This window comes from Pseudomonas sp. FP1762, from assembly GCF_030687105.1.
GTDB lineage: Bacteria > Pseudomonadota > Gammaproteobacteria > Pseudomonadales > Pseudomonadaceae > Aquipseudomonas > Aquipseudomonas siliginis.
Genome location: NZ_CP117458.1, coordinates 5,141,681 through 5,155,869 on the forward strand (window position 1 = coordinate 5,141,681; position 14,189 = coordinate 5,155,869).

Below are 14,189 nucleotides of genomic sequence, written 5' to 3' on the forward strand. Positions count from 1 at the left end.
CGGGTTCATGAATTCAACGGAAGAAATTCCACTCGGGATTGAATTCACGGCCCGCTCGACCGTCAATACCAGGCCCGCACCATGTGGGCGCGTGTGCATGGACGGACGACCGGACTGGCGCCACACTCACACAGCGGCAACACTCATCACCAGCAGATTCATCACCGGCAATAAAAGAGGATTCCCACATGCTATGGAAAAAAGGCCGACGCAGTGACAACGTCGTCGACGCCCGGGGTGATGATGCCGGCGGTGGTGGCGGCATGCGCTTCGGTGGCGGCAAGGGCCTGAGCCTGACCGCTATTGTGCTGATCGTCGGCATCGGCTGGCTCACCGGCCAGGACCCGATGCAGATCCTCGGCCAGTTGACCGGCCAGATGGACCAACCGGCGCCCTCCTCGCAAACCCGTCAGGCGCCACCGGCCAATGATGAACAGGCCGAATTCGTCCGTTCGATCCTTGGCGACACCGAAGACACCTGGGGTCCAATCTTCCAGCAGGCCGGACGCCAATACAAAGACCCGACACTGGTGCTGTTCAGCAATCGAGTGAACTCCGCGTGCGGCATGGCCACTTCTGCCACCGGCCCGTTCTATTGCCCGGCAGACCAGAAGGTCTATCTGGACATGGCGTTCTTTCAGGAAATGTCGCAGCGCTTCAAAGCCGCCGGCGATTTCGCTCAGGCTTACGTGATTGCGCACGAAGTCGGCCACCATGTGCAGACGCTGCTGGGCGTCTCAGCGAAGATGCAGACGGCGCGTCAGCAAGGCCGGCAAATGGAAGGCGACGGCGGCTTGCTGGTTCGTCAGGAATTGCAGGCCGACTGTCTCGCCGGCGTCTGGGCATACAACGCGCAAAAACGCCTGAACTGGCTGGAGCCCGGCGACATCGAAGAAGCCTTGAACGCCGCCAACGCCATCGGCGATGATCGCTTGCAGCAACAGGGCCAGGGCCGTGTGGTCCCGGACTCGTTTACCCACGGTACGTCAGCGCAAAGGGTGCGCTGGTTCAAAACCGGATTCGCGCAAGGCCAGGTAAGCCAGTGCGACACCTTCGCGGCGAAAACCCTGTAAATGCATAAATGGCTTGTGGCGTTACTGTTCATCGCCGGCACCGCGCAAGCGGCCGGCGTCGACGCGATCAGCCCCGGTCGCCTGCAACTCAAGGCCGGGGAAATGGCAGTGGGCATCGGCCCGGCACCTGAGAAGATCGAGCGGGTGCTGGTCGTCATTCACGGTCGCCTGCGCAACGCCGAGACCTACCGCAAAAGCGCGGAAAGCGCCGCCGAACTCGCCGGGCAGACCGCGCACACGCTGGTGATCGCTCCGCAGTTTCTCAATGAAAGCGACGTCACCCTGTATTCCTTGCCGCCGACGGTGCTGCGCTGGCAGGGCGACGAGTGGATGGGCGGCGGCTTGTCCACCGGGCCGAATCCGCTGAGTTCCTATGCGGCGCTGGACGAAATCGTCGCGCGGCTCAGCGACCGCAAACAGTTTCCGGACGTGAAGCAGATCGTGATCTTCGGCCACTCCGGCGGTGGTCAGGTGGTGCAGCGTTACGCCCTGCTGGCCAAGGATCAGCCGGCGCTCAAGGCCAACGGTATTCGCTTGCGCTATGTAGTGGCCAATCCTTCTTCTTATGCGTACTTCAACGAGCAGCGGCCAGTGGCGTTCGACCACGCACAATGCCCGGGTTTCAATCGCTGGAAGTACGGCCTGGCGGACATGCCGGTGTATGCCGGAGGGCAAACGCCGTTGCAGGTCGAGAGCGCTTACGTCAAACGCGAGGTGATTTATCTGCTCGGGCAGCAGGACGTCGACCCGGAACACCCGGCGCTGGACAAGAGCTGCGCGGCCGAGGCGCAAGGGGCTTACCGCTTGATGCGCGGGAAGCTGTATTTCGGTTATTTGCTGCGTCGCCATCCTGAGGGGGTCAATCAGCGGCTGGTGGAGGTGCCTGGGGTCGGGCATGACGGGGATGGCATGCTGACGTCGGCGGAGGGGCAGAAGGCGCTGTTTGATCAGTGAGTTTTTTGCTGAATTCACCGGCCCCTTCGAGCAGGCTCGCTCCCACATTTGGAATAAATGCCACAGTTGGAATGCATTCCCCTGTGGGAGCGAGCCTGCTCGCGAAGGCGTCCGATCAGACAACAACGATCTCAGGCCTGCAGCATCCGCCGCAACTCAACACAATCCTTCGCATGCCAATCGGTCAACTCCGGCCACGGGTTATCCGGCAGATTCACCAGCACCGTCCGCGCCCCCGCTGCTCGGCCGCAATCCAGATCAAAGCGGTAATCGCCAACCATCACCATGTCACTGGCCGGCACTTGCCAGGCCTCGGCCAGTTTCAGCAAACCGCCGGGATGTGGTTTCGGTGGTGCTTCGTCGCGACCCAGCACATTCTCGACCGCGAAGCAGTCAGCCAGGCCGATGGCCTCCAGCGTGACATGCGCCAGCTCCCGCGCATTACGCGTGAGAATGCCGAGGCGATAACCGCGCGCATGCAGGTCACGCACCAGCTCAACCGCGCCGGTGGCCGGGGTCGAGCCCAGCGCCAGATCGCGTTCGTGCTCGAGCAACCAGGCATGCTTGGCCGCTGCTTCATCCGCTGGCAATGCAGCGAGATGGGTGAGGATGTCGTCCTCTGGCGGAATCGCCAGCGCCACGCGAATCGCGGCGAAATCATGCACGGCGACAGTCAGCGTGCCGTCCATATCGAACACCCAATGACGAACCGCGGTCAGGCTCATGCCCAGTCCTTGCGATGGCGGATCAGGCCTTCCTGAGTCACCGAAGCGACCAGTTGCCCGGCACGGTTGAACACGCTGCCACGGGAAAAACCACGGGAGTTGCCGGCCCACGGGCTGTCCATCGCGTAGAGCAACCAGTCGTCGGCGCGCAGGTCGTTGTGGAACCACAGCGCGTGATCGAGGCTGGCGACCTGCATGTCCTTCTGCCAGACCGACTTGCCGTGGGGCAGCATCGAAGTGGTCAGCAGACCGAAATCCGAGGCGTACGCCAGCAGGTATTTGTGCAGCGCAGGAATGTCGGCCAGGGCGCCGTCGGCGCGAAACCACACATATTTGATCGGATCGGCCGGTTGCGGGTTGTACGGATCCTTTTCGGTGACCGGGCGTACTTCGATCGGTTTCGGGCACAGCAGTTTTTCACGCATGTGCTCGGGAATCAGGTGCGCACGCTGCTGGATCAGTTCCAGCTCCGAGGGCAGGTTTTCCGGGCCGACCACCGCCGGCATCTGGCCCTGATGCTCGAAGCCTTTTTCGTCGTACTGGAATGAAGCGCTGCACGTGAAGATCGGGTGGCCCTTCTGGATCGCCGTCACGCGGCGGGTGCTGAAGCTGCCGCCATCACGCACGCGATCAACCGAATAGACCACCGGCAACTTGGCATCGCCCGGGCGCAGGAAATAACCGTGCAGCGAGTGCACATGGCGCGCCTCTTCCACCGTCTGACTGGCCGCCGACAGCGACTGGCCGAGCACCTGACCACCGAACAACTGGCGGAACCCCAGATCCTGACTACGACCACGGAACAGGTTTTCTTCGATCGGTTCCAGGGTCAGCAGATCGACCAGATCTTCCAGCACTTGGCTCATTCAGACTCTCCTCACACAAAGCAATGGCCGCGCAGTCTTGGCTGCGGCGGACGATTCAGGTTCTGGCACGGGCCAAATACGATGGCGGCCATTGTAAACGTCCGTGTCGGCTTATTCATGCAAGGTTTGCAGCCATTGTTCGCGGCTGATGCGATACAGAACATGACGGCGCAACGGGTGATCGAGCGCAAGCTTGGGGTGATCGAAATCATCCTGTGGATCGTGATGCATGCCGATCGCCTGCATGACCTTCTCCGACTGCGCATTCTGCCCGGCGGTAAACGAGACGATTTCCTCCAGTTTCAACTGGTCGAAACCGGCGCGCAGTGCGGTCCACGCCGCTTCGCTGGCGTAACCCAGGCCCCAGTGTTCCTTGGCCAGCCGCCAGCCGATCTCCACCGCCGGGGTAAACGGCGCATCGAAGCCGACCACGCCCAACCCGGTGAAACCGATGAACTCGCCCGTGTCCTTGCGCTCCAGCGCCCACAGGCCAAAGCCGTGCTCGGCAAAATGCCCGCGCACGCGGCCGATCAATGCGGCACTTTCGAGCCGGGTCAACGGCGCCGGAAAGTAGCGCATGACCTGTGGATCGGCGCACATCGCGGCGAATGCCGGCAAATCCTCGTCCTGCCACTGACGCATCAACAACCGCGCGCTTTGCAGCTCCAGTATCGGCTCCATCGTCCCCTCCATTTCCATGCCGTTGAGTCTACATCGCTGGTAGGATCGTTCATTCTTTCCCTGGTTCTGCGCGAAACAAGCCATGCCCTTGCCGTTGATCTATCACGAAGACTACAGCCCCGAGTTTCCCGCGGATCACCGCTTTCCCATGGACAAGTTTCGTCTGCTGCGCGATCACCTGGTCGACAGCGGCCTGACCCGCGACGCCGACCTGCTGCGCCCGCAGATCTGTCCCAACGACATCCTCGCCCTCGCCCATGACCGCAGCTATATCGAACGCTACATGAGCGGCGAGTTGTCTCGCGAAGACCAACGGCGCCTCGGCCTGCCGTGGAACGAAGCGCTGGCGCGACGCACGGTGCGCGCGGTGGGCGGCTCGATCCTCGCCGCAGAGCAAGCGCTGGAACATGGCCTGGCCTGTCATCTGGCCGGCGGCACCCATCACGCTCATTACGATTACCCTGCCGGCTTCTGCATCTTCAATGACCTGGCGATCATCAGCCAGTACCTGTTGCAGAGCGGCCGGGTCAATCGCGTGCTGATCTTTGATTGCGACGTGCATCAGGGCGACGGCACCGCGCGGATTCTGCACGACACGCCGGAGGCGATTACCGTTTCCCTGCACTGCGAAAAGAATTTTCCCGCACGCAAAGCCGAAAGTGACTGGGACATTCCGCTGCCCAAGGGCATGGGCGATGCCGACTATCTGCAGGTGGTCGATGACACGCTCAATTACCTGCTGCCGCTGTATCAACCGGATCTGGTGCTCTACGACGCCGGCGTCGATGTGCACAAGGACGATGCCCTTGGTTATCTGCAACTGACCGACGCCGGGGTGGCCAAGCGCGATGAACGGGTGATGCGCCACTGCCTGGGCCGCGACATCCCGGTGGTCGGGGTGATCGGCGGCGGCTACAGCAAGGATCGCCACGCCCTCGCCCGCCGCCACGGCATCCTCCATCACAGCGCGCAACGGGTCTGGGATTCACACGGCTGTCACTGAAACGTGCTGCGTTACCCACAATCGCTGTGGAACTGGCTGTGGATAACCTGAGCGAAAGGGACTGCAGGCCATGCTGGCCAAGGCGCCCAGCGCACTGTTTATTTTTTAACCAGCCTCGAAATACACCGCAGCCCCCGGTGGGAGCGAGCCTGCTCGCGAAAGCTTTTGCACCTACAGCATCTAATTGACTGACAGACCGCGTTCGCGAGCAGGCTCGCTCCCACATGGGGTCTCCCACAGGGTTCAGCGCTGTTAGAATGCGCGCCTTGTTCCGCCATACCGCAGCGCACGCCCATGACCCAGAATTCCGCCCCCGCCAACACCCACGTCGCCATCATTGGCGGTGGCCCCGCCGGCCTGATGGCCGCCGAAGTGCTGAGCCAAGCCGGAATCCGCGTCGACGTTTTCGACGGCATGCCCTCGGTGGGGCGCAAGTTCCTGCTGGCCGGGGTCGGCGGCATGAACATCACCCATTCCGAAGCCTACCCGGCATTCCTCTCCCGCTACGCTGAGCGCGCACCGCAAATCGCCCCGCTACTGCGCGCATTCGATGCCGATGCGCTGTGCCAGTGGATTAATGAACTGGGCATCGAAACCTTCATCGGCAGCTCCGGCCGCGTGTTCCCCACCGACATGAAGGCCGCCCCGCTGTTGCGCGCCTGGCTCAAGCGCCTGCGCGACAGCGGCGTGGTTATCCACACCCGCCATCGCTGGCTCGGCTGGGACGCAAGCGGTGCACTGCGCATCGCCAGCCCAGAAGGCGAAATCAGCGTAAACCCCGACGCCACCCTGCTCGCCCTCGGCGGCGGCAGTTGGTCGCGCCTGGGCTCGGATGGCGCGTGGATGTTGCCGCTGGAGCAGCGCGGCGTGGATCTGGCGCCGTTGCAGCCAAGCAATTGCGGCTTCGAGGTGCAAGCCTGGAGCGAGCTGATGGTGAGCAAATTCGCCGGCGCGCCGCTGAAAAACATCGCCATCGGGTTAAACGACGATATCCCGCGTCTGGGCGAATGCGTGATCACCGCGACCGGGATCGAAGGCAGCCTGATCTATGCGCTGTCGGCGCCGATACGCGAGGAAATCAATCGCTACGGCGCAGCGGTTATCCACATCGACCTGCTGCCCGGCCGGCCTGTGGATAAATTGCAGGCGGCGCTGAGCAAACCACGCGGCGCGCGCTCAATGGCCAAGCATCTGCATAGTCAGGTGGGGATTGATGGCGTGAAAGCGGCGTTGTTGCGCGAGCTGACCGATGCCGAAACATTCGCCGATCCCGCGCTTCTGGCGCGAGCGATCAAAGCGTTGCCGCTGACTCTGGTGAAAACCCGTCCGCTGGACGAAGCGATCAGCAGTGCCGGTGGCGTAAGGTTCGAAGCGATGGATGAGCGCTTGATGCTCAAGGCGCTGCCGGGGGTGTTTTGTGCGGGCGAGATGCTCGACTGGGAAGCGCCGACGGGCGGCTACTTGCTGACCGGGTGTTTCGCCAGTGGGCGGGCGGCTGGGTTGGGTATTGTGCAGTGGGTCAAGCAGCAGCAAGTTCTGAGCTGCAAGCTGCAAGCCGAAGCAAAGCGCTTCTAACTTGCAGCTTGCACCTGAACGCTCGAAGCTGCTTTCAGGGTTTGCGCTTGCGCGGTCCAGTATTGAACACCGGCACTTTGCGCACTGGCTTGATCGATGGCTCCGGTGCCGAGGTCTCGCCGCTGTCGACCCACTTGCCCAGATTGCGTTTACCACCGCCACCGCCCGACGCTTTCGGCTTCTTCGGTTTTTTCGGCTTCTTGATCACCTGACCGCTGGCGTCGGTGTCCGGCACGCGGTGCTCGGGTTCGAAATCCGGTTCGTTCTGGCGCTTCAGGTTCTGCCGCGTCAGCATTTCGATCGCCGAGAGCATGTTCACTTCATCGGCACACACCAGCGAAATCGCCTCACCGGTGGCACCCGCGCGGCCAGTGCGGCCGATGCGGTGAATGTAATCCTCGGCGACGATCGGCAGATCGAAGTTGACCACCAGCGGCAAGTCTTCGATGTCCAGACCACGGGCGGCAACGTCGGTCGCCACCAGAATCTGCACTTCGCTAAGCTTGAAACGGTCCAGCGCGCGCTGGCGCGTGGCCTGCGGTTTGTCGCCATGGATGCCGTCAGCATTCACACCGAGGCCCTGAAGTTTTTCCACCAGCGCATCGACGCCGTTGCGGGTCTTGGCGAACACCAGCACCTGCTTCCACTTGTTCTTGCGCATCAGGTGCACGAACAGTTCAGCCTTGCGCTTCTTGTCCACGGTGACGATCCACTGCTTGACCGTGTTGGCAGCGACGTTGCGCGGGCTGACTTCGACGCTCAAAGGATCGTTGAGCATCTGCCCGGCGAGCAGGCGGATGTCATCGGAGAAGGTCGCGGAGAACAGCAGGGTCTGGCGCTTTTTCGGCAGCATGCGGTAAATGTTCGCCAGTTCTTCCGAGAAGCCCAAGTCGAGCATACGGTCGGCTTCATCCAGCACCAGCGTTTGCAGCTGATTGAGCTTCAGCGCGTTCTGGCGGAACAGGTCGATCAAGCGACCGGGCGTGGCGACCAGCACATCGACGCCGCCGCGCAGCTTCATCATCTGCGGGTTGATGCTGACACCGCCGTACACCGCATATGTGCGCAGCGGCAGGTTCTCGGCGTATTGGCGCACGGCTTCATGGACCTGCTCCGCCAGCTCGCGGGTCGGCACCAGAATCAGCGCACGCGCCGAGTTGGCGGTGACTTTCGGCCCTTCCATGGCCAGCAACTGCAACAGCGGCAAGGCGAAACCGGCAGTTTTACCGGTGCCGGTCTGGGCCGCTGCCATCAGGTCGCGACCGGCCAGCACCGCCGGAATGGCTTGCGCCTGCACCGGCGTCGGGGTCTGGTAGCCGAGCGTCTCGAGGGAGCGCAGCAAGGGTTCGATCAGGCCAAGGGAGGCGAAAGTCATGGGAGTACCGTAGGAAAAAGTGACGCGGGGATGCAATGCCGCGCAGTTTACCCTAATTCGTCCGCGCTTCCGTCGGAACGGCTTTCGCCTCTTCCACGGGTGGCTGCGCAGGTCGACGCCACTGCGGCAGGCTGATCAGCAGCACAGCGCTGATGATCACCAGCATCGCCAGCGCTTCTTCGATGCCGATGGTCTCGCCGACAAACACCACGCCGAGCAACACCGCCACCGCCGGGTTGACGTAGGCATAACTGGTCGCTGCCGCCGGGCGCACGTGTTTGAGCAGATACATGTAGGAATTGAAAGCGATGATCGAGCCAAAGAAAATCAGATAGGCCAGCGCCAGCCACCCTTCGAGCGGCGGCATGGCTTGCAGGTGCTCGCCACTCAGCGCACTGCCGATCAGCAAGACCACGCCGCCGACGAGCATTTCCACCGCGCTGGCCATCGCCCCCGCCGGCAATGGCAGGTATTTGCTCCACACCGAGCCGAACGCCCAGCTCGCCGCCGCGAAGATCAGCAACATCGCACCGAGCGGGCTCGATTGCAGGTTGGAACCCATATTGAGCATGGCGATGCCAATAATCCCCAACGCGACACCGGCCCACTCCAGCCGCGTATTGCGCGCGCCCCAGAAGTAACCGAACAACAAGGTGAACAGTGGCACCGTTGCCACCGCCAGCGCGGCAACGCCGGAAGCCACACCAGTGTGCTCGGCCACGCTGACCGCGCCATTACCAAAACTGAGCAGCAGAATGCCGACCAGCCCCGCCGCTTTCCACTGCGCCCAGGTCGGCGCAGGAGCACCGCGCCAGCGCAGCCAGGCGTACATCAAGCTGCCGGCAATGACGAAGCGCACCCCGGCCAGCAACAGCGGCGGCCAGTATTCGACGCCAATGCGAATCACCAGATAGGTCGATCCCCAAATCACGTACAACGCAAAAAACGCAGCGATCAACGGCAGGGAAAAACGGCGCAAGGCAGGCATGGGCAGCTCGACAGTCAGATTCGGTGAACGGTTTATTCTAGAAAGGCCGCCGCGCAAAAATAAGTTACAAAACCTGTTTTTCGCGCCGGTACACTTTTGCATGAAAGCAACTGAGACCGCTAAGGTCCTTGTGGGAGCGAGCCTGCTCGCGAAAGCGGTGTATCAGTCACAGTTGCGTTGAATGACACACCGCATGGATCGTCCCCACGCTCCGCGTGGGAATGCCTCAACGGACGCTCTGCGTTCGGCTTTGAAAGGGACGCGGAGCGTCCCGGGCTTCATTCCCACGCTGGGCGTGGGAACGATCAGTCGGAGTACCCGGGATCAGCGATAACGCTGCAGATGCTCGCCGACTTTCGCCGCAGGGACTTTCTGCAATTTGCACAGCAGGTCGTGATTCAACTCGCGCACCCCGTGCTTGCCCCGCAACTCTTCCGCCAAATGCGCCATCAGATTGGCGGCCATCTCGGCGTCGGCCATGGCCCGGTGAGCCTGGCCGGTGTGCGGCAACTGCGCGAACGTGGTGAGCGTACCGAGCTTGTGATTCGGCGCCGCCGGCATCAGGCGCCGCGCCAGCAGCAGTGAACAGGCGAAATTCTGCAGGCGTGTGCGTTTGATCCGCCCCAGTTCGAAATCCCAGAACTTCTGGTCGAACGAGGCGTTGTGCGCCAGCAACGGCGTGCAGCCGACGAATTCGTTGACCTCTTCCATCACCCGCTCGGCCGGCGGCGCGGTGCGCAGCATGGCGTTGCTGATGCCGGTCAGTTGCTCGATGAACGCGGGGACGCGCACGCCGGCGTTCATCAGGCTCTGGTAACGCTCGACGATGCGGCCGTTTTCCAGCATGACCACGGCGATTTCCGTGGCGCGGCAGCTGCTGTTCGGCGACAGGCCGGTGGTTTCAAAGTCGATGACTGCAATGCGTTCCAAACCGGGGTGTACTCCGTTCAAATCTATTGTTCAGCTCAGCTCTTGAGCAACAGTGCGCCTTCGATCGGCACGTAGCGGCTGGCGGCGCGGATCAGCGAGTTGGCGGTAAGGCCAGGGACGCCGTAGGCCACCGCTTGCACGCCGTGCTTGTTGATGATGCGCTCGAGCAGCATGTCGAAATCGCCGTCACCGGAAGCCAGTACCACTTCGTCGACATGGTCGGCGGCGTCCATGATGTCCAGGGTAATGCCCACGTCCCAGTCACCCTTGGCCGAGCCGTCGCTGCGCTGGATGTAGGGCTTGAGCTTCACGATGAAGCCGAGGTTGCGCAGGATCTGCTGAAACTGCTGCTGCTTGCTGTCGCCACGGTCGATCGCGTAGGCGTAGGCCTCGACGATCTGCCCGTTCTTGCTGATGTCCGCCCACAATGCGGCGTAGTTGAAGTGGCAACCATAGGCCTGACGCACGGTGTAGTAGAGGTTCTGCACATCGGCGAACACTGCGATTTTTTTCACCGGAGTTCCTGTGGGCGCACAAGCGCACGAAGCGGGGTCAGGCGATCAGGCCTGAAAAAGGCGCTCAGTATGCCAGCCAGGAGAAAGATTCAGCGAATAATCACCGGCTGGCGCCGAGATGTCCCTGACAAACGGTGTTGTGGTGAGGGGATTTAGCGAAACGTCGCACCGCCCCGCTGGGCTGCGCAGCAGTCCTCGCTTTAACCAGGAAAAGCGGGGCTGCTGCGCAGCCAACGGGGATAAATCCCCTCGCCACAGGGTGCATGTCAGCCTTCAGAGGCTATGTCAGACAAAGGAGTCGTCGTCATCGAAGAACGACGAATTGTCGCTGCTGTAATCGGCGTCGCTGAAACCGCCCTGGTCATTGCCCGAGAAGCCGTTGTCCGCCACGCGCTGATCATCGCCCCAGCCGTTGTTGCTCTGGTCGGCGACTTGCGCCGGTTCTTCCTTGATGACCTCGACGATTTCTTCCGGTTGCTGATTGTGGTGGAACAGGCTGCTGATGCCCTGCGCCAGCATCACACCGCCGGCCACGCCAGCGGCGGTTTTCAGCGCGCCGCCGAGGAAGCTGTTGCCCGCCGCCGGGGCTGCCTGCTGCGCATAGTTGGGCGGCGCGGCGCCGAAGCTCTGTTGTGGCGCCGGTGCCTGGTAGCTCTGCTGCGGTGCCGGTTCACGCCAGCCGCCGGAGGACGACGGCGCTGCGCTCTGGCTCGGCGCCGGACGCGAACTGCCGCCGCCAAAAATGCTCGACAGGAAGCCACCGCCGCCGCTCGCCGATGGCGCGCCGCTCTGGGCCTTGGCCGATTGCAGCTCGGCCTGCAGGCGCTGGACTTGCTGGGTCAGTTGCTTGTTCTGCTCGTCGAGGCTTTTCAGCGCGGCCTCTTGCACCAGAATCGCCTGGGTCATGAAATAGCCTGCCGCCGGTTGGCGCGTCAGGTGTTCCTTGATCCGCGTCTCGGCCTGGGCGTCGCGCGGGGCTGCCTCCGTTTCGGCCTGTTGCAGCCGGGAAAACAGTCCATCGATCAGGGTTTGCTCTTCGCTGTTCATGGCGACCTCGTAGATTGCCGGTAATAACGTGCCCGCCCCCACTCTGGGCGTGGTGCTCTCCTGTAATGGAGACAGTGTCAAAACGTTTCAATGACCTTTACCGAATGTTTACGTTTGTGTCGCCCCGCGTTGCATCGGTTAAAGTGAGCCACTGTTTTCGACCTGCGATACCGACTGATGAATGCCCTCGAAGTACTGCGCGACTCTTTGTATTTTTTCAAACGCCATCTGGGCAGCATCGTGCAGTTGTGCCTGCCACTGGTGATCGTCGAAGCTTTCTTGCAGCAGGCGGTCGATCACGCCACCGGGCCGGACACCTTCGCCGGAGTCAGCATCATCGTCGGCCTGCTGGTGTATCCGCTGTACACCGCCGCGCTGATCCTGTTTCTCGATGCGCGCAGCCGTGGCGAGTCGCCGCGCAACCGCGACCTGCTGGCGATGGCCGCAACCCTGTGGCCACGCTTCGCCGTGCTGACCGCGCTCAATACCTTGCTGATTCTGCTGGGCCTGTCGCTATACTTCCTGCCGGGCCTGATGCTGATGGTCATGCTCGCCTTCGCTGAATACCTGCTGGTGCTGCGCGGCCTCGGGCCGTTGCAGGCGATGAAGGAAAGCCTGCGCCTGACGCGCGGGCACTTCTGGCGCATCCTGCTGTGCATTCTCTGCGTGATGACTCCGTTGTGGTTGCTCAAGGGCGCGACGCTGGCGGTGTACCCCGAACCGCAGAATCCGCTGATTGCCGGGCTGATCGACAGCGCTCACAGCTTTCTGCAACTGTTCACCAGTGTGGTGCTGTTCCGCCTGTTCATGCTGATCAGCGAATTGCCTGACAAACGTAACGGAGCGGTCTGACCGCGCCGTGCTTGGGCTTCGCGGCTGCCGTCAGGTATGCTCGGGGCCACTTCCTGTAACGCTATAAGCCGAGCCATGACCCGTCTGCTGCGCTACACCCTGCTTCTCGTCATCCTTGCCGTCGTCCTGTTCGGCGTACTGCTGTTCAGCCTGACCTGGCGCCCCGATGCCCGCGAAACTCTCCCGGTCAGTTGCAGCACCACGGCGCCGACGCTGGTGCCCGGGCAAGCACTGAAAGTCATGACCTGGAACGTGCAGTTCCTCGCCGGCAAGCGCTACGTATTCTGGAATGACCTGGCTCAGGGCGACGACGAAGCGCCGACCGCCGAAGACATGGCCTTCAGCCTCGACGAAGTGGCGCGGGTGATCCGCGACGAACAACCCGATGTGGTGCTGTTGCAGGAGCTCGACGACGGCGCCAAGGCCAGCGATTACCAGAATCAGCTAAAGCTGTTGCAGGAACGCGTCGCCGATCTGTACCCGTGCAGCACCAGCGCCTTCGACTGGAAGGCGGATTTTGTTCCCGAGCCACATATCTACGGCAGCGTCGGCCGCCAGTTGGCCACCTTGAGTCGCTATCGCATCGAACACGCCGAACGCCTGCAACTGCCCGTGGCCCCGAGCAACTTCATCAGCCGCCAGTTCCAGCCCAAAGACGCTTTGCTGGCAGTCAAACTGCCGCTCAGCGATGGCGGACAACTGACCGTATTCAACACCCATCTGCAGCGCGCCAGCGAGCCGGACGGCCACTTGCAGGCGCAAGTCGCCGCCGTGGCCAAGGTGCTCGACAAGTATGAAAGCCAAGGCCTGCCCTGGCTGATCGGTGGCGATTTCAATCTGCTGCCGCTGGGCCAGTACCGGCGCCTGCCCGTGGAGCGCCGCACGCCCTACTCTGCCGACAGCGAACTGCACTTGCTGTGGGACAAATACCCGATGATCCCGACCAACAACGAGGCTGGCGGCATCGACCGGGCCAAATGGCTGACCCATTACCCCAACGACCCCGGCCTCAACGGCCCGGATCGCACGGTGGATTATCTGTTCTACAGCCCGAAGCTCAAACGCCTGCAAGCCCAGGTGCGACAGGACGATACCTTGCGCATCTCCGACCACTTGCCGGTGATTGCGCGCTTCTTGCTACCCGCTGCGCCATAAGCGCTATGCCCTTAGAAGCCGGGCGGAATGTAACCGGGGACAAACCGGACGCCCAGGCACTTGCCATGCAGGATTCGCCCGTCCTCGATCAGGAACTGTGCAATCTTCTTCTGTTGATCGATCTTCGCCTGCAATTTGCAATCGGAACTGTGCCCAACTTGCTGATAATGCTCGGTGTACACCATGCCGTTGCCGGTATGGGTCATCGAAGTGCCAGCCGCTTCGGTGGTGGTCCAGCTCGCGGACTTGTACCAGGTCAGCACGGCCAAGGGTTCGCCATTTGGGCCGATTTCTTTTTTCATCGAATCAGGCGTGCCGAACAGGTCCAGTGCTTCCTGGAGATCGCGGCCTTCCCAGCGGCTCTGCGCGATAGTGCCACAACCGCTCAAGAGCAATCCTGCCACTAGGGTTGCCAGCCACAAACGTGTGTAAGTCATTGGTCGCCCCGGC

The 14,189-nt window shown here is 62.2% G+C and carries 15 protein-coding genes; 6 read left to right on the top strand and 9 right to left on the bottom strand.

Going from position 1 to position 14,189, the window contains the following annotated elements; all coding sequences use genetic code 11:
* Positions 1–188: 188 nt before the first annotated feature.
* Together PSH90_RS22940 and PSH90_RS22945 are read left to right on the top strand one after the other, a co-directional pair.
* The gene (locus tag PSH90_RS22940; RefSeq protein WP_305381574.1) at positions 189–1,073 is read left to right on the top strand and encodes a neutral zinc metallopeptidase; all 885 of its coding nucleotides are present in this window, start codon (positions 189–191) and stop codon (positions 1,071–1,073) included.
* On the top strand, positions 1,074–2,027 hold the full coding sequence (locus PSH90_RS22945) for an alpha/beta fold hydrolase (protein WP_305381576.1): 954 nt from the start codon (positions 1,074–1,076) through the stop codon (positions 2,025–2,027). It abuts the gene before it with no gap.
* A gap of 131 nt (positions 2,028–2,158) precedes the next feature.
* Here PSH90_RS22945 and PSH90_RS22950 read toward each other — a convergent pair whose 3' ends face one another.
* The 3 genes from PSH90_RS22950 to PSH90_RS22960 form a co-directional block, all read right to left on the bottom strand.
* Entirely contained in the window at positions 2,159–2,752 is a 594-nt protein-coding gene (locus PSH90_RS22950; RefSeq protein WP_305381578.1) for an HAD family hydrolase, read from the bottom strand.
* A complete protein-coding gene (gene tesB / locus PSH90_RS22955; protein ID WP_016773073.1) occupies positions 2,749–3,618 on the bottom strand; it encodes an acyl-CoA thioesterase II in 870 nt (289 codons plus the stop codon). The genes PSH90_RS22950 and tesB overlap by 4 nt, the downstream gene beginning before the upstream one ends.
* Positions 3,619–3,729: 111 nt before the next feature.
* Entirely contained in the window at positions 3,730–4,299 is a 570-nt protein-coding gene (locus PSH90_RS22960) for a GNAT family N-acetyltransferase (protein WP_024014420.1), read from the bottom strand.
* 82 nt (positions 4,300–4,381) lie between these two features.
* On the opposite strand from PSH90_RS22960, the gene PSH90_RS22965 reads away from it, so the two are divergent.
* Both PSH90_RS22965 and PSH90_RS22970 read left to right on the top strand, forming a co-directional pair.
* Positions 4,382–5,302: a histone deacetylase gene (locus PSH90_RS22965; protein WP_073475620.1), complete on the top strand. Its 921-nt coding sequence runs from the start codon at positions 4,382–4,384 to the stop codon at positions 5,300–5,302.
* A gap of 294 nt (positions 5,303–5,596) precedes the next feature.
* Positions 5,597–6,877: a TIGR03862 family flavoprotein gene (locus tag PSH90_RS22970; protein ID WP_305381579.1), complete on the top strand. Its 1,281-nt coding sequence runs from the start codon at positions 5,597–5,599 to the stop codon at positions 6,875–6,877.
* A gap of 34 nt (positions 6,878–6,911) precedes the next feature.
* On the opposite strand, the gene PSH90_RS22975 is transcribed toward PSH90_RS22970, so the two are convergent.
* The 5 genes from PSH90_RS22975 to PSH90_RS22995 form a co-directional block, all read right to left on the bottom strand.
* A complete protein-coding gene (locus PSH90_RS22975; protein WP_024014423.1) occupies positions 6,912–8,252 on the bottom strand; it encodes a DEAD/DEAH box helicase in 1,341 nt (446 codons plus the stop codon).
* A 52-nt stretch (positions 8,253–8,304) separates the two neighbouring features.
* Entirely contained in the window at positions 8,305–9,240 is a 936-nt protein-coding gene (gene yedA / locus PSH90_RS22980; protein ID WP_110602775.1) for a drug/metabolite exporter YedA, read from the bottom strand.
* A 324-nt stretch (positions 9,241–9,564) separates the two neighbouring features.
* The gene (locus PSH90_RS22985) at positions 9,565–10,170 is read right to left on the bottom strand and encodes a PolC-type DNA polymerase III (RefSeq protein WP_095181881.1); all 606 of its coding nucleotides are present in this window, start codon (positions 10,168–10,170) and stop codon (positions 9,565–9,567) included.
* Positions 10,171–10,205: 35 nt separating this feature from the next.
* A complete protein-coding gene (locus PSH90_RS22990) occupies positions 10,206–10,685 on the bottom strand; it encodes an NYN domain-containing protein (protein WP_095181882.1) in 480 nt (159 codons plus the stop codon).
* Between the two features lie 285 nt (positions 10,686–10,970).
* On the bottom strand, positions 10,971–11,732 hold the full coding sequence (locus tag PSH90_RS22995) for a DUF2076 domain-containing protein (RefSeq protein WP_305381581.1): 762 nt from the start codon (positions 11,730–11,732) through the stop codon (positions 10,971–10,973).
* Positions 11,733–11,909: 177 nt separating this feature from the next.
* Here PSH90_RS22995 and PSH90_RS23000 point away from each other — a divergent pair, with 177 nt between their 5' ends.
* Both PSH90_RS23000 and PSH90_RS23005 read left to right on the top strand, forming a co-directional pair.
* Positions 11,910–12,584, top strand: coding sequence for a YciC family protein (locus PSH90_RS23000; protein WP_016773061.1), 675 nt, complete (start codon positions 11,910–11,912; stop codon positions 12,582–12,584).
* A 75-nt stretch (positions 12,585–12,659) separates the two neighbouring features.
* Positions 12,660–13,739 carry an endonuclease/exonuclease/phosphatase family protein gene (locus tag PSH90_RS23005; protein WP_236168724.1) on the top strand — a complete coding sequence of 360 codons (1,080 nt, stop codon included), beginning with the start codon at positions 12,660–12,662 and terminating at the stop codon, positions 13,737–13,739.
* An 11-nt stretch (positions 13,740–13,750) separates the two neighbouring features.
* On the opposite strand, the gene PSH90_RS23010 is transcribed toward PSH90_RS23005, so the two are convergent.
* Positions 13,751–14,176, bottom strand: a complete 426-nt coding sequence (locus PSH90_RS23010; RefSeq protein ID WP_052392144.1) for a hypothetical protein — start codon at positions 14,174–14,176, stop codon at positions 13,751–13,753.
* Positions 14,177–14,189: the final 13 nt, after the last annotated feature.

Excerpts from the sequence above, each read along its gene's own strand:
- yedA (WP_110602775.1), bottom strand. The coding sequence starts at position 9,240 with ATGCCTGCCTTGCGCCGTTTTTCCCTGCCGTTGATCGCTGCGTTTTTT.
- PSH90_RS22970 (WP_305381579.1), top strand. The coding sequence starts at position 5,597 with ATGACCCAGAATTCCGCCCCCGCCAACACCCACGTCGCCATCATTGGC.
- PSH90_RS22960 (WP_024014420.1), bottom strand. The coding sequence starts at position 4,299 with ATGGAGCCGATACTGGAGCTGCAAAGCGCGCGGTTGTTGATGCGTCAG.
- PSH90_RS22995 (WP_305381581.1), bottom strand. The coding sequence starts at position 11,732 with ATGAACAGCGAAGAGCAAACCCTGATCGATGGACTGTTTTCCCGGCTG.
- PSH90_RS22950 (WP_305381578.1), bottom strand. The coding sequence starts at position 2,752 with ATGAGCCTGACCGCGGTTCGTCATTGGGTGTTCGATATGGACGGCACG.
- PSH90_RS23005 (WP_236168724.1), top strand. The coding sequence starts at position 12,660 with ATGACCCGTCTGCTGCGCTACACCCTGCTTCTCGTCATCCTTGCCGTC.
- PSH90_RS22940 (WP_305381574.1), top strand. The coding sequence starts at position 189 with ATGCTATGGAAAAAAGGCCGACGCAGTGACAACGTCGTCGACGCCCGG.
- PSH90_RS23010 (WP_052392144.1), bottom strand. The coding sequence starts at position 14,176 with ATGACTTACACACGTTTGTGGCTGGCAACCCTAGTGGCAGGATTGCTC.
- tesB (WP_016773073.1), bottom strand. The coding sequence starts at position 3,618 with ATGAGCCAAGTGCTGGAAGATCTGGTCGATCTGCTGACCCTGGAACCG.
- PSH90_RS22965 (WP_073475620.1), top strand. The coding sequence starts at position 4,382 with ATGCCCTTGCCGTTGATCTATCACGAAGACTACAGCCCCGAGTTTCCC.
- PSH90_RS22945 (WP_305381576.1), top strand. The coding sequence starts at position 1,074 with ATGCATAAATGGCTTGTGGCGTTACTGTTCATCGCCGGCACCGCGCAA.
- PSH90_RS22975 (WP_024014423.1), bottom strand. The coding sequence starts at position 8,252 with ATGACTTTCGCCTCCCTTGGCCTGATCGAACCCTTGCTGCGCTCCCTC.
- PSH90_RS23000 (WP_016773061.1), top strand. The coding sequence starts at position 11,910 with ATGAATGCCCTCGAAGTACTGCGCGACTCTTTGTATTTTTTCAAACGC.